This window comes from Chitinophaga varians (assembly GCF_012641275.1).
In the GTDB taxonomy this organism is placed as follows: domain Bacteria; phylum Bacteroidota; class Bacteroidia; order Chitinophagales; family Chitinophagaceae; genus Chitinophaga; species Chitinophaga varians_A.
Genome location: NZ_JABAIA010000002.1, coordinates 620277 through 636317 on the forward strand (window position 1 = coordinate 620277; position 16041 = coordinate 636317).

Genomic DNA, 16041 nt, shown 5'->3' on the forward strand with positions numbered 1-16041 from the left:
CATCATTAGAAACCAACATTCAGGTTAAAGCCAAAGCTGCGGGTTGCGGGCATACCGAACATATCTACACCGGAGAGGCCGTTGCCGGTAGACAGGGCGATTTCCGGATCATAAGGCGCTTTTTTGGAGATATACCAGAGATTTCTGCCTACCAGGGAGAAGCGGAGGCTTTTTACGAAGCCGTGGCCCAACGCTCTGGAAGGAACACCATAACCGAGAGACAACTCTCTTAATCTTACTACGGTAGCGTCGTACATGTACTCGCCGCTCACACCGTCACGACCACCGATAGTACCGTACCATTTTTCGGCGTCTACTTTGGTAACGGGCTGTTTGGTGCTTTCATTGATACCGTCGATAGTAACGCCACCGGCTTTACGGGCAGCGCCTGTTCTTTCAGATACACCGTATTTGTCCAGTACCGCTTCGGTCATAGACATTACTTTACCGCCGAATTTGCCATCGATCAGGAAGCTCAGCGTGAAATCGTTATAAGTGAAACGGTTGTTCCAGCCTCCTTGCCATTTTGGATTGGAGTTGCCTACAAACACGAGGTCAGACGTTACCAGCGGAGTGCCATCGGAACCGATGATCACACGGCCGCTTTCATCTCTTTTCAGTGTTTTACCATAGATATCACCGTAAGATCCGCCTTTGGCCATGATGGAAGCAAAGGTGTTGGAACCGGCCGGTGTCAGGATAAACTGATCAATGTTGTCTGCCAGCTCAATGACTTCGTTCTTGTTCTTGGAATAGTTCAGGGTGGTGTTCCAGGTGAACTTGCCTGACTGGATAACGTTGTAACCTAATACCACTTCAATACCGCTGTTCTGGATGTTACCGGCGTTGATGAAGCGGAAAGAGTAACCTGTTCCCGGCGGTACGGCGATCTGGAAGTACTGGTTAGTGGTATTGGTTTTATAATAGGTGAAGTCGAAGTTCAGCCTGTTGTTCAGGAAACGCCATTCTGTACCGATTTCCAGGGATTTGGTTTTTTCCGGTTTCAGTTCTTTGAAAGGCGCCTGGTTGTTGAACAGGAAGGTGCCACCCACCTGGCCAAGCCTGTTGAGCGGGTTGGTCACATACCAGGGAACGGTGTTACCTACGACAGCATATGAACCGCGCAGTTTGGCGTAACTAACAGGTTCCGGCATGTTGAAAAGCTGATGGAGCATGAAAGAAAGGCCGGCAGAGGGATAAAAGTAGGAGCCGTTTCCAGTGAATGCCAGATTGGAAGACCAGTCGTTACGTCCGCTGAGGTCCAGGAATACCAGGTCTTTATAAGAAAGGTTTACGTTGCCAAAGGCTGCCTGCAGCTGGCTGTGGTTCTCCGGTACGGTCTGGATAAGGCTGCCTGTGGTCATGTTCTGGAGGGTAAAGAAGTTAGCCACATAGAGATCGCCCAGGTAGCTGTCAGCGTTCATGCCTTTGGTACGGGTATCGTTGATGCTGGTACCTAACAGGGCATTCAGTTTGAAGTTGCCGATGTTGCGGTTCAGGTTCAGGATCAAATCACCATAGAACTGTGTGGTGGTGAGATTGCTCATGATATAACGGCCGTTGGCGCCGGAGAGTACGCCGTTGGTACCGGCATAAAACTGGCCATCGTAGGTATCGTTGGTACGGTCCATATTACCACGGGCCTGGAGGTACAGCCAGTCATTGAAGTCGTATTTGGCGCTGGCGTTGAAGAGCGTTCTGTTACGTACGGCCTGGCTGGTGTTTTTGTTAACGATCCAGTATGGGTTTTGTTGAACGTCTTCATTGAAAGGCCAGTTCTGCAGGTTAATCTGACGGGTCTCGTCAAATTTCATGTAGCTGTTTTTGAAAGGCGCCATATCGCGGCCTCTTGGGAACAGGTACAGACCGGTGAGCGGGTTGAAATACAAGCCGTTTACGGGGCCGTTGTCGAGCTTCTGGCTGATAATATTCACGTTACCGTCCAGCGTCAGCCTGTCATTCAGGAATTTAGCCGTCTCTCTGAAAGAGAAGTTATGACGGTTGAGGTCATTGCCCGGAATAACGCCTTTGGCATTGGTATTGGCGTAGGAGAAATATGTCTGTGCTTTCTCATTGCCGGCGGTAAAGTTGATGGAGTTGATCCAGGTATTACCATTACGGAAGAAGTCAGATACGTTGTCATGGGCGTTGGATATCTCCGGGCCCCAGCTTTGGGTGGAACCGTCTTTGGTGGCGCCGTAGGAATTCTGGAGCGCTGGTTTGTAGGCTACTTTGTCCAGTGTGAAACCGCTGGAGAATTCTACTTTGGCATTACCGGCTTTACCTTTTTTGGTAGTGATGAGGATAACACCGTTGGCTGCCTGGCTGCCGTACAGCGCGGATGCGGACGCGCCTTTCAGTACAGACACGCTTTCGATGTCGTCGGGGTTCATGTTGGAAATACCATCACCGCCATCACGGCCAGGGGTAAAGGTGGTGGTCCCGTCACCGCCCCAGGTGCTGTTAGGCTGTTGGGTGGAGTAGTTGGTCATCGGAATACCATCAATTACATACAGTGGCTGGTTGGTGCTTTGAGCTGATTTTGCACCGCGGAGGGTGACTTTAACGGAGCCTCCTACACCGGAACTGCTCCTGCTCACCGTGATACCGGCGGCTTTACCGGAGATAGAGTTCATGACGTTCGCGTCTTTGGCGGTAGTCAGCTCTTCATTGCCCAAACGCTGTGTGGAATAGGTGAGTGATTTAGCGGCTTTTTTCACACCGAGAGCGGTTACTACCAGCTCATTCAGTCCTTTTACGTTGTCATCCAGTCTTACATCAAGCGTAGCGCTGCTGCCAACGATTGCTTCATGTGAACCGAAGCCGATAGAGGAAAATACCAATACGTCACCGGCCTTGGCATTGAGATGATATTGGCCGTTGGCATTGGTTTGTGCGCCTTTGGTAGTACCTTTTACCTGAACGGAAACACCCGGTAGTGGCGCGCCTTTAGAATCACGCACCGTACCACTGATTTCCTTTTCCTGTAAAATGCTACGGAATGAAGCTGTGGGCGTATAAGTATAGCCGGCAGCCTTCGCATATGCATTGTCTGCTAATATGGAAGTGAGCGCCATTCCCGTTACAGCACACACTTTCATAAGGCGTAGGTTTTTTTTCATACTTGCCTTTTTTTTGGTTAATAATTGGTATTTAAATGTTGTGGATAAGATCTGCCTGTATCGCGTGCCTGCTGATACATTACGCTGTCACGTGCTTTCTGGAAAATACACTCCCCGTTAGCATGGCGAAAGCCATCCTTTACCACTTGTTTTTTATAAGTTGACGTGGTTTGTTAGCACAGGTATCCCCTTCGGAAACGCCTTGCGCTTTTGCGGCGCTGCTTCCGTTATAGTTTGTCGTGCCTGTTTTTCTTACATGAAACTTTTATTTTGAATGATATTACCTCGCTAATGTTTTCATTTGGATGAGCGCATCATAAGCGCTACAGGAAGGAAGTCGTATGTTAATTGAAATGGTACTACAGTAAATAAAAAAAAATTACGAATTACGAATTACGAATTACGAATTACGAATTACGAGCTTCCTTATGGAAAGTATACTTACTGACCTCTCCATAAAAAAGCCCTTAATTGTAATTCGTAATTTGTAATTCGTAATTTATTTGGTGTCCCACCATAGTTGCGTGCCGCCATTGTCGTCACCATTCAGCATTTTTTTTGCGCGTAGCAATGCTTTGGGATTAGTGACCTGCTCAATCTGCGGAAACGGCAGGCGGCGAATGAACTTCTCGGTATTGATGGTATTATTGCTGTTGTTGATGACGACAGGAAATAATTTCGGATAACCAGTCCTGCGGAATTCGCTCCATGCTTCAGTCCCTTCGGGGAACATGGCGATCCACTTCTGTGTGATAATACGCTCCAGCTTCTCTTCGTCCGATGCTCCCTCGTTCCATTTAATGGTAATGGTACTGAGATGTTTGTTGCCGGCGGGCACATTGTTGTCCCTGTTGACCGGATCTACATAAGGCGCTGGTTTGCTGGTATCGTTTTGCAGATAGTCGTTGACTGTCGTTAAACCGTATTGGCTGAATGACGTGCTGACGCCCTTCTCATAGTTGTAGGCGGCGCTGCCGGCGCCGTCCCAACCGTTCAGCGATGCTTCTGCTTTGAGGAACCACGCTTCTGCTGCGGCCATGTACTGGATTTTGTTGTCCAGCATGGTGATCTTGGAATAACCGGTATATTGTTCTTTCAGCGAGATACGTATGCCGTTGCGGATGCCACGGTATACGTTTGCGCCTTCATCGGTATGCACAAAGTAACGGGGCAGCCGCGGATCATTATACCCGGTGAGGATGGATTCCATCGGCGCGCTCATGCGCAGATCTGCCCAGGTATAACACATGATGTTGAGCGGATGGGTGACGGGAGAAATATCTACGGCGAAATTTTCTTTGGCATCCTGCAACAAACCCAACGGATGTTTCAACGCTGCTTCACCTTCTTTCCGGGCCTTGTCTTTATCTGCGCCGTTGATGCGGATGGCCAGCCGCAGCCGCAACGTGTTGGCGAACTTTATCCATTTGGTATAATCGCCTTTGTATACGAGGTCGAACGCCTGGAAGCGTTGTGGATTACCGGCATTGACGTAGTTTGTCAACAGGTTGATAGCGGTGTCCAGGTCATGAAAAAAACGATAGTACACATCCCGCTGGGAATCGTATTCAAACGTGTTCTCCTTGTTGGTATCTCCGAAATGGCTGTAGATAATAGGGCCGTAGGTGTCGCTGATACGGTGCATGGCCTCCACTTTCATGATGGTGGCCCAGGCATAAAAGTCAGGATACTTGTCACCGGACTTCTCCTGTGCAAATACACAGGGCTTCATCACCCAGTGGTACACTTCGTTCCAGGGATAGTTGTTCCAGATATAGAGCAGCCCGTAATTCATATTGTTGATATTGCCTTCAAACGGCGTGGGCGACATCATGTACCCTGAAAAAATATCCGCGTTGAGGTTCTGTTGAAGCTGCGCTGTCGGAGGATCATTGTAATGTATCAGGTATAGCTGGGCTTGTGTGATGGGAGCGCCCATCAGCTGAAAATCACCTTTCAGGTCTGCCTCCGTAAAATCATAAGGGTTTTTGTTGATATCGGTGAATTTGCCGGTACAACCACTGCCCAATGCCAGGAGGGCGATAACCAGTAAGAAGTTACAGAACCGTTTGTGCATGGTAGTTAGTTTTACAATCCGAATTTCAGGTTAATGCCCATACTGCGTAAGGGCGGCAGTCCAAATACGTCTACACCCTGCAGGCCATTGCCGGAGCCCATCGACACGTCCGGGTCAAAAGGTGCGTTAAGCTTAAAGAAAAAGAGGTTCCTTCCGATAACGCCTACCCGCATAGTGCGCAGCCATTTCCATTTGAGTGGTACCAGGTAGCTGAGGCTCAGCTCCCGGAGCCGGATATTGGTGGCATCGTACATATACATTTCCCCGATGCCGGAACGGCCGCCGATGATGGTGTAATAGTTAACAGGATCTATCTTGCCGGTGTAGGGCGTGCCGTCCGCCAGTGCGGCGTTGAGTGTCACACCGCCGTTATCGCGGGCTTTGGCGGTTGCCTCGCTCACGCCGTAGTAGTCCAGTACGGCCTGTGTAACGCTCATCACTTTACCCCCGAAACGGGCGTCTATCAGAAAACCGACAGTGAAATTGCGGTAGTAGATGTTGTTGTTCCATCCCAGCATGAAATCAGGGTTCGGATTACCGACTTTCTTAAACGCGGGAACGGTGGACAGCTTCCCGTTTTCATCCACGATGATCTGGCCCTGGCTGTTCCGTTTCAGTTCTTTGTTGGAATAAATATCACCCCAGGAACCGCCTTCCTGTATGAAGGAACCGAACATGTTCACACCGAAGTCGGTAAGGGTGAACATGTTACTGGTATCGGCGCCGGCGATGTTGTTGTTGCTCAGCTGCAATACCTTGTTGCGGTTGGTGGAAAAGTTAATGGTGCTGGTCCAGCTGAAACCCTTTTCCTGTACAGGTGTTACGCTGATAGATGCTTCCAGTCCCTTGTTTTGGATATTGCCCATATTGAGGTAATAGGTCATAAATCCGGAACCGGGAGGGGCGGGCACTTCCATGTATTGTTTATAGTTGTTGTTTTTGTAGACGGTGATGTCTGCATTGAGCCTGTTGTTGAACAGGTGTACTTCCAGGCCTGCTTCAAAGGAATGGTTGTCTTCCGGCTCCAGGTGTATACCGGGATAGGGTGTACGTAAATTGAGCAGCACCCTGCTGACGCCGGCGGTGGTCTGCATGGTGAAGGGTGCAGGGTTGGAAGCATAGCTGGCAATGTCATTGCCTACTTTAGCGTAGGAGAGACGGGTGCGCAGCAGGTTGACGACCTTCGGCATTTTAAACATATCGGTCCATATGGCCGACAGGCCGGCTGAATAATAGAAGTATCCTTTGTTGAGGGTGGGAGTGAAGGCAAAAGTGCTGGACCAGTCATTACGTCCGGTAAGATCGAGGAACAGGAAGTTTTTGATGCCCAGCTGGGCGTTGCCGAAGATGGCCTGCAGCTGTTTCTGTTCCACGGAATGCCGTGCGTCGAGTGATTTTTCAGCGATATTGGACAGTGAGAATTTATTGGGGTAGTTAAGGCCCGGCTCTGCATTGGGATTGGCGCCGTTGAAAGAGCGTTCATGCGCTTTGAGATCGGTGATGCTGGCGCCCACATTACCGGCGAGGTGTAGCCAGGAATTTACTTTTCCGCTGGCATTGGCCATGATATCGGCATATAACTGCGTATTGAATTCCTTTTCAAGTATGTAACGGCCATTGGAGTCAGAAAGCACGCGCTGCGTGCCGGCATAGGCTTCCAGTTCGTACTGGTCCAGCGATTTGTCGAAGCTGGCGCGTCCCTTGAAGGAGAGCCAGTTGTTGAGCTGATAGTTGAGCGCCAGGGAGGCCATGCCCCGGTAACGGGCGTCCAGGCGGCGGTTGCGCAGCAGGGCCCACATGGGGTTCTGCTGGTCGTCCTGTCCTATCCAGCCTTTGTCGCTGCGGATGTTCCACCAGTTCTGCAGGTACAGGCTCCGTTTGGCATCATAGTATTCAAACTGGTTTTTATAGGCGTCGAAATCGAGGCCGCGCGGGAACACGTACAGGCCGGAAATAGGGCTGTAGTATAGTCCGGACGACAGGCGGTTGATCGATGACTGCGCCAGGAAAGAGGCATTGGCGTCCATCACCAGCTTGTTGTTGAGCAGCCGGAGGGTTTCGCGGAAATTGATGGTATGCCGGTTGAACTTATTGGTGGGGAGGATGCCTTTGTTGGTGGTGTTGGCGTAGGAGAAATAGGTTTGGGCCGTTTCAGTGCCGCCGCTGAAGGAGATGGTGTTGATCCAGGTGGCGCCGGTATTGTAGAAGTCTTTTACATGATCGGGCGACTGTACGGGAGCGCCCCAGCTGCCAAGGGAACCTGGCTTGGGCTGGTTGACGGAATCATAGGGCGGCTGTGTTTGTCCGTAACGGTATTGTAGCTTCGGCAGCAATGACGGTGTTTCGATGGTGAAGTCGGATGACACGTCGATGCGGCTTCTGCCGGCTTTGCCTTTTTTGGTGATGATGAGAATAACGCCGTTGGCGGCCTGGCTGCCGTACAGGGCGGCGGCGGAGGCGCCTTTGAGGATGCTGATGCTTTCGATATCGTCCGGGTTGATATTGGAGATGCCATCGCCGCCATCGCGGCCGCCGCCGCCGATGGTATTGTTGGCCTGGCCCCATACGTCCTGTGGCTGTGAAGGGGTGTAGTTGGCATAAGGTACGCCGTCAACGATGTACAAAGGCTGGTTTTCGCGGGTGGATTTATTCCCGCGCAGTACTACCCTGACGGTGCCGCCGATACCGGAGGCATTGCGGGTAATGCATACACCGGCTGCTTTACCGGCGATGCTGTTCATGAAATTAGCGTCTTTAACGAGTGATACGTCGTCGCCGTCCAGCTGCTGGGCGGAATAAGGCAGTTCCCTCGATTTTTTTGGTATGCCCAGGGCGGTAACGATCAGTTCCCCCAGTGCTTTAATGTTGTCGTGAAGCGTGATGTTAAGTTGACTGTTGGTGCCTACAGTTACTTCGCGTGTCAGATATCCTACGTAGCTGAATAACAAAACATCGCCCGGGCTGGCGTCAATGCTAAACCCTGCGTCGGCGTCTGTTTGTGTTCCTTTGTTGCTGTTCCTGATTTGAACGGTTACTCCCTGAAGCGGCGTGCCTTTACTATCGCGTACGGTACCGGTGATTGTTCTTTCCAGTGAAACGTGCTTTAACAGGTCAACGGTTTGTGTGCCACCTGTGTCAATGTCGGCTCCTACTATTATTTTGTTGTTGATACGGGTAAACTTCAATCCGGTTTGTGCTGATAACAACGCCAGAACGTCTTCTACGGGTGTTTTGGTGCAGTTGAGCGTAACCTTTTTTTTCAGGTTAAGATCAGTTTTATCGTAGTGGAAGTTCAGTCCGGTTTTGACCGATATTTCGGTCATCACGTCTTCCAGGTTTTTGTTTTTTGCCTGGATACTGACAACAATCGTGGATGGCGGCTGCTGTGTTTGGGCAAACGCGCTACTCAGGGTGTTCAAGCTACCGGCCAGCAGCAATGTCAGCATTAACCCCATGCATATCAACCATGTCATGGGGTAAGGCTTTACCCTCATAGAGTCTATTTTTTATTTACAAGATAAACGGTGTCTTTTTTAATGGTATATGATAAGGATTTGGCGATACAGATAATGTCCATTACTTCGGATAGGCTTTCATTTCTGAAATTGCCGGTATAATTCCATGCTGTTTTATTGCTTTCATTGACAACGGTCACCCCATAACGGTTTTCTATGCCGGTCACTATTTCGGTATAGGGTGCATCTTTAAATACGAGGTAGCCTTGTTTCCAGCTGGTCACTTCTTCCGGTTTGGTGAAGGATGATTTGATCATGCTCAGCAATTGCCGGTCGAAACTTATTTGTTCGCTGGGGAGCAGCACAATGGAGCCGTTGGATTGGCTGCTCTTTAGCTGGTCTATTTTTACCTTGCCGGTAAGCAGGGCAACGGTGACTTTGTTTTCGGCGCTGTAGGCGCGGATATTGAAGCTGGTGCCCAATGCGGTGGTGGCCAGTTCGGGAGTGCGTACCACGAAATGGCGGCTGGCGTCGGGTGCGGCGCTGAAGAAGGCTTCACCTTCGTCGAGGTATACGCTTCTTTCGCCGGCACTGAAATGTTCCGGATAACGCAGTTTACTGTTGGCATTCAATGCCACGGTGCTGCCGTCTTCCAGTTTGATATTTTCCTGATGACCTTTGAGCGTAGTGATTTCCACAAAGCCGTCTCTGACCATGCGGTTGCTGCCGGTGGCCGGGTGATGGGCCAGCGGTGCGTCAGTGGGAGTGGCAGCGTGCCGGTTGCTGTTAAACCAGAACAGGCCTGCTGCCAGTATAACGGCAGCAGCAGCGGCGCCGGATATCAGCCATGGCCGCATGCGGCGCACACGGGGCGCCGGCGTGATCTGTTCCTGGATACGCAGCTTCACTTCTTCCAGCTCCAGATCAAGCGTATGCTCGTCTGCAATGGAAGACTGGTGGGCATTGATCTGTTCAAACCACTGTTCTATGATTTTCGCTTCCTCCGGTGAGCAGTCCCCCTGTTGATATCGCTCCAGCAATATTTTTATCTGTTCTGTGTCCACCTGATAGCGTTTTTGGATGATAATAAGTCGTGGTAACGTGGAATTAGTACCATGGCAATACAGCAGTATTTTTATGAAAATTAACGGTTGGCGGTAAAAATCAAGGAAATAACGAGTAAAATAACGTCTGTCTGCGCATAGCTGGCCCGTAATATTTTGAGGGCTTTGGTGATCTGGTTTTTTACCGTCTGCTGGGACAGGCCCAGGTGGGTAGAGATCTGTTCTATAGAGAGATTTTCAAATCTGCTTAACATGAAAATTTCCTTCATCTTCTCCGGCAGGTGATTGATCGCCTCAAACAATTCCTGTGATCTGGCTTTGTAATCCACGGCGTCCTCCACAGAGTGCGGCTGTGCGTCAAAATGTTCAATCAGCTGCTGCAGGTACTTCCGATAGGTGGCGTTCTTCCGGTAAATATCGATGATCTTGTGCCGGGCCGCCTGATAGAGATACGATTTCAGCGATTCCTTCAGTACAAGGGAATGACGTTTCTCCCAAAGGGAAACAAACAGGTCCTGCAGTACATCTTTACTGATCTCTCCCGCTTCCAGTTTGCTGTAAATAAAGAGATACAACATTTTACTGTAGCGGTCATAGATGGCATTAAAGGCAGCACTGTCATCGCTTTTGAGCAGCGACACTAACTGGTTATCTGAATAACTGCTGAACATTGAATTACAGTAGCAATTAGATGTTTTGGTTGAATTACTGTCGATGAAAGTAAGAAGAAATTTTGTTATTTAGCTATTTTGTTATGTAGATATTATCTGATGCTCTCTGGCAGTAACGACAACAGGCATAACAAAGGGTTGCTAAACAATCCAATAACCCAATAAAAAAATAATCAGATAACCAAGTTATCAGGCTTCCTTCAGCCTCAATTCATTCTTATATTCCTTTGGCGTTTTTCCTACGATCTCTTTAAAAAACCGGTTAAAATTAGACAGGTTCTTAAAGCCACAGGAATAAGCGATTTCTGCAATAGACCAGTCCTCTTCTGTCAGGCGCTTACAGGCATGGCCAATACGTACTTCGTTGAGGAACTGTACAAAAGATTTTTTGGTGCGGTTCTTAAAGAAACGGCAGAATGACTGCGGTGAGAGGTTGGTGATACTGGCTACGTCCTGCAATGAGATTTCCTTGGAGAAATTGTTCATCACGTATTTGAATACCTCGTCTATTTTATGGTTGTCCTTCACATTGTAGGCATGGGAATACCCGGTGCTGGCCAGATAATAACAATCGCGCGTTTCTGACAGCGTCTTCAGGATGTTGAGCAGGGATATGATCCGGTCCAGCCCCTCTTTTTTAGGCAGGGAGAGGATCTCCGGCTTCAGTTTGTCGTAGGTGGGCCCTATGATTTTCATTCCGCGCTGCGCGCGATGGAAAAGCTCGCTCAGGGCCTTGGTTTCCGGTAAACCGTAGAACTTCTCTCCAAAAATGTCTTTTGGAAAATAGATCACGACAGAACGGGCTTTCAGATTTTCGTCACCCTTATAGTACTCCTCTTCATTATACCATACGTGGGGGATATGCGGCCCCAGAAACACCATGTCGCCCTCTTCAAAGCTCTCGATGCTGTCCCCGACAATCCTCTTCCCGTGGCTCTCCGTAACAAACACCAGCTCACATTCCGGGTGGAAGTGAAAAGGCGTGTTAAAATACGGATCACATCGCTCTATGATGGTGATCTGATTATCGGCAAAAGCCCCAACTTTAATAAGAATGGGTTTCATTCAAGTATTAATTTTTAAACTGGTGTTACCTGACAATACCCTATTTAGTACTGCCATTGTCCTATGAATGTTGCCAAATTATTAAAAATTGGTTAAAAAAATATCATTATCGGGAAAATGACCCTTAAATGTCATATTCCCGCCGCTTATCTCTGTTTATAAGATTTAGCAACTTTTTTGGAATAATTGGCACAAGAATGTAAATTTCAGCTTTCATTTTGTAAATTACGGTGGGCTAAATCGATATAGCATTTGTTGTCTATGAAAGGAATCTCTATTAAAGATATTGCAAAACAGGCAGGGGTTTCTCCCACAACTGTCTCATTTGTGCTCAACGGCAAAGCGAAAGAAAAACGGATCAGCGAGCAGGTAAGCAAAAAAATCCAAAAGATAGCTTCCCGGCTGAAGTACAAACCAAATCAGCTGGCCCGTGGCCTCCGTACCGGAAAAACCAAAACCATTGGCCTTATCGTGGAGGACATCGCCAACAACTTCTTCGCCAGCCTGGCCAAAGTAATGGAGGATGAAGCCGATAAACACGGCTATAAAGTGCTCTATGGCAGTACGGAAGACAATACCGAAAAAGCAAAAGGACTCCTGGAAGTACTCAAGTACCGCCAGGTAGACGCCTATATCGTTACCCCCACCAAAAACCTGGACAAGGAAATAGAACAGCTGAAAGCCACTTCCAAACCGGTAGTGCTCATGGACCGCTATTTTCCACATGTAAGCTCCCACTATGTAGTAGTAGATAACTATCAGGGCGCCTACAACGTGACCAGCCACCTCGCTAAGCAAGGCTATAAAAAAATCGCGATCGTCACCATCACCTCTGATCAGATACAGATGAAAGACCGCCTCGATGGATTTACTGCCGCACTGAAAGATCATCATCTCCCTTTTAATAAAAGCCAGGTAAAAAAAATACCGTTTGATCTGGAACGCGAAGCCTTCAACACAGAAATCAAAAAATTCCTGACATCCATCAAAGGACTGGACGCAGTGTTCTTCGCCACCAACTATCTCGGTATCTACGGCATCGAAAGCATCCGCTCCCTCGGATGGGACATAGGGCCGCAAATAGGCGTGGCCAGCTTCGATGACCATGACCTCTTCCGCCTCCACAGCCCGTCTATTACCTGCGTGGCCCAACCTATCACCGAGATTGGAAAAAACATCGTGGAAGTACTCATGCAGGAACTCAACCATCCTTCTGCAAACCCACGCCAGATTGTGCTGGAACCTTCGCTGATCGTCAGGGCTTCTTCTGATCCCGGAAAAAAATAAAACCCCGTTCCTGATCATATACGCCTGTTCCTGCGATACTTACGGGAACAAAAAGTGATGTCCTGTTGTTAAATAATTCGGCTCACGGTTTTACGGCCTCTCACCCCGTCAACCCCAGGCACGACTTATTCAACCAAAACCATCTCCGGTTTATTTCTTCACTTTTATCGCATTAAACATGATCAGGAACTTTACTCATGTGCTGTTGTTCGTGTTATTGTTGTTGACTACCCCCGTGGTATGGGCACAACAGGCCATTACCGGCAAGGTGACGGACAATACCGGTCAACCCCTTTCCGGTGTTAATATCCTCGTGAAAGGCACCTCCAAAGGCACCGTTACCAACGCGGACGGAAACTTTTCCCTCTCTGTTCCGCCAGGCAGCACCCTCGTCTTCCGCTATCTTGGCTATCTGCCGCAGGAAGTGCCGGTCGGTAACGAGTCCCAGCTGACGATTACCCTCAAAACAGATGAAAAAAGCCTCGGTGAAGTGGTGGTGACGGCACTCGGTATCAAAAAGGAAAAAAAGGCGCTGGGCTACTCGGTGTCGGAAGTGAAAGGGGAGGAGCTTACACAGGCGCGCAGCACCAATATCGCTAACTCCCTCTCCGGTAAAGTGGCCGGCCTCAACGTCACTTCCACGGCCACCGGCCCCGCAGGTTCCAGCCGCATCATCCTCCGCGGAAATACCTCCATCGACAAAAACAGGAACAACCAGCCACTCATCGTGGTAGATGGGATTCCTATCAATAATGACAACCTGGGTGCTGCCACGGAATACGGCGGCACAGATGCCGGCGATGGCATCTCCAGTATCAACCCCGATGACATTGCGACCATCTCAGTGCTGAAAGGCGGTACAGCAGCGGCGTTGTACGGATCCCGCGCTTCCAACGGCGTTATCCTCATTACCACCAAAGGCGGCGCCAGCCGTAAGGGCGTGGGGGTGGAATTCAGCAGTAATATTGTTATTGACCGCCCCATTGTGGAAAGCCTCGACTGGCAGTATGATTACGGCATGGGCCTCAATGGCCTGAAACCACAGACTGTCGGTGAAGCCCGCGCCGCCGGTCTGTTCAGCTGGGGCGCCCCGCTCGACGGCTCCTCTGTTATCCAGTACGATGGTGTCAGCAGGCCCTATAGCGCGGTGAAGAACAATTTCAAAAAATTCTATCGCAGTGGTTACACGTTCACCAACTCCGTAGCTGCCAGCGGCGGAAACGACAAGGTGACCTGGCGCTTCGGAGCTACGGACATGAAAAACGAAGCCACGCTCCCCAATTCAGGCATCCGGCGTGATAACCTCTCGCTGAACATTTCCGCCTGGCTTGGTAAAAAGCTTCACCTCAACGTGTATGCTAAATATATCCGCGAGCGGACAACCAACAGGCCACGCGTGTCTGACTCCCCAGGCAACGCCAACTACTCGCTTTACCTGCTGCCCACGTCCCTGGCCGTGCAAACACTGAAGGACAGTAAGCTCTCCCCCGATGGCAATGAATACCGGTGGAACGATAACGTATTTGTCACTAATCCCTGGTTCGCGGCATACGATTTTGAACAGGCAGATAAAAAAGACCGCTTTATCAATGCCGCCGAGCTACGCTACGATATCTTGGACTGGCTTTATGTCAAAGGTCGTATTGGCGCCGATATGTTCTACCGCGACAATAAGGCGGTGACACCTAACGGTACCGCCTATATTCCCGGCGGCCAGATCAATGACCAGGCCCGCCAGAACTTCTACGAGCTGAATGCGGACGTAATGGTGGGCGTGGAGAAAGGATTCGCGGAGAAATGGCGCATATCCGGCTTTATAGGCGCTAACGTGATGCACAATAAAAACGATAAATTGTTCCTCACCGGAAACACCTTTAATATTCCCTACTTCTACGATCAAAGCAACCTGCAAACAAAAACCGTTACCAACGATATCTTCGAGAAAAAGATCAACTCTGTGTACGGGTCCGCTGAATTGTCGTACAAGAGTTATCTGTACCTCACGCTCACTGGCCGTAACGACTGGTTTTCCACACTGCCGCTTAACAGCAACAGTATCTTCTACCCGTCAGCTGGTCTCAGCTTTGTGTTGTCCGATGCTTTTACCATGCCCAAATGGATCAATTACGCCAAATTGCGTACTTCCTGGGCGCAGGTGGGCGGTGATACCGATCCTTACCGCCTGAGGCTCGCCTACCAGGTGCAAAACCCGCTGGTGCTGGGCACTAGCAGTCTCCCCGTGGCAGACATCAAAAAAGCGCAGGACGGCAGCTATTCGGTACCCAACGCTAACCTGAAACCGTACGTCAATACCAGCTTTGAAGCCGGCTTCGAAGCCCGCTTCTTCGATAACCGGTTGTCAGTGGATTTCTCCTGGTATACCCGCAAAACCAAAGACGATATCGTACAGACCACTATATCCAATGCTTCCGGGTATAATACCGCCTTTATCAATGTGGGTAAAGTAAGTAACAAAGGCGTAGAGCTGATGATAACAGGAACGCCTGTACGTAGTAAGAATTTTACCTGGGATATCACCCCCAATTTTGCATACAACAAAAGCGAAGTGATTCAGCTGGACGGTAAACTGAATGCCCTGAAAGTAGCCGACGTACGTACTTTCAACGTCACCATTCAGCAGGTGCCGGGCCAGCCGTTTGGCGTGATACAGGGATTCAGCTTCCAGCGTGACGCACAGGGAAATATTCTGTTCAACGCTGCCGGCAAGCCGCTGCAAGGCCCGCTTACCCTCTTCGGTACAGGCGTGGCGCCCTATACGCTCGGCGTTACTAACACCTTTACCTATAAGGCGTTTTCGCTGGGTGTCCTGATAGATTCCCGTTGGGGCAATAAACTATACTCCGGCACCAACGACTACGCGTATTATTATGGTTTACAGAAAGCCACGCTTAGCGGACGTTCCGGAGGTGTTACCATCAAAGCCCAGGACCCGAACGATCCCTCAAAATATGTGGACAAGGTCGTAGATGCGCAGGATTATTACCAGAACATTGCATTCAACATCGCAGAGCCGTTTATTTACAGTGGCGCTTTCGTGAAGCTGCGCCAGGTGATACTGACTTACAGCCTGCCTTCCGCTATCCTGAACAAAACACCGTTCACCGGCGCTTCACTGTCATTTGTGGCCAGAAACCTCTGGATCATCTATAAGGACGTACCCAATGTGGACCCGGAATCCACCTACGGCAACGGTGCCGGACAGGGCGCTGAACTGCTGGGTTATCCACAGTCCAGAAGCTACGGGTTGAACCTGAATGTAAAATTCTAAATCGCTTCGAT

8 protein-coding genes are annotated in these 16041 nt (G+C 49.6%); 2 read left to right on the top strand and 6 right to left on the bottom strand.

What is annotated here, in order from left to right:
* Positions 1 to 5 precede the first annotated feature (5 nt).
* The 6 genes from HGH92_RS17160 to HGH92_RS17185 all read right to left on the bottom strand — a co-directional run bounded on the left by HGH92_RS17160 (position 6) and on the right by HGH92_RS17185 (position 11454).
* On the bottom strand, positions 6 to 3122 hold the full coding sequence (locus HGH92_RS17160; protein WP_168871996.1) for a SusC/RagA family TonB-linked outer membrane protein: 3117 nt from the start codon (positions 3120 to 3122) through the stop codon (positions 6 to 8).
* 499 nt (positions 3123 to 3621) lie between these two features.
* Positions 3622 to 5199, bottom strand: coding sequence for a SusD/RagB family nutrient-binding outer membrane lipoprotein (locus HGH92_RS17165; protein ID WP_168871997.1), 1578 nt, complete (start codon positions 5197 to 5199; stop codon positions 3622 to 3624).
* Between the two features lie 11 nt (positions 5200 to 5210).
* Positions 5211 to 8672, bottom strand: coding sequence for a SusC/RagA family TonB-linked outer membrane protein (locus HGH92_RS17170; RefSeq protein ID WP_168871998.1), 3462 nt, complete (start codon positions 8670 to 8672; stop codon positions 5211 to 5213).
* A 26-nt stretch (positions 8673 to 8698) separates the two neighbouring features.
* Complete coding sequence (locus tag HGH92_RS17175) at positions 8699 to 9718, bottom strand: FecR family protein (RefSeq protein ID WP_168871999.1); 1020 nt, start codon at positions 9716 to 9718, stop codon at positions 8699 to 8701.
* Between the two features lie 80 nt (positions 9719 to 9798).
* Positions 9799 to 10389, bottom strand: coding sequence for an RNA polymerase sigma factor (locus HGH92_RS17180; protein ID WP_168872000.1), 591 nt, complete (start codon positions 10387 to 10389; stop codon positions 9799 to 9801).
* A gap of 189 nt (positions 10390 to 10578) precedes the next feature.
* On the bottom strand, positions 10579 to 11454 hold the full coding sequence (locus HGH92_RS17185) for an AraC family transcriptional regulator (RefSeq protein WP_168872001.1): 876 nt from the start codon (positions 11452 to 11454) through the stop codon (positions 10579 to 10581).
* 261 nt (positions 11455 to 11715) lie between these two features.
* Here HGH92_RS17185 and HGH92_RS17190 point away from each other — a divergent pair, with 261 nt between their 5' ends.
* Both HGH92_RS17190 and HGH92_RS17195 read left to right on the top strand, forming a co-directional pair.
* On the top strand, positions 11716 to 12741 hold the full coding sequence (locus tag HGH92_RS17190; protein ID WP_168872002.1) for a LacI family DNA-binding transcriptional regulator: 1026 nt from the start codon (positions 11716 to 11718) through the stop codon (positions 12739 to 12741).
* Positions 12742 to 12919: 178 nt separating this feature from the next.
* Complete coding sequence (locus HGH92_RS17195) at positions 12920 to 16030, top strand: SusC/RagA family TonB-linked outer membrane protein (RefSeq protein WP_168872003.1); 3111 nt, start codon at positions 12920 to 12922, stop codon at positions 16028 to 16030.
* Positions 16031 to 16041: the final 11 nt, after the last annotated feature.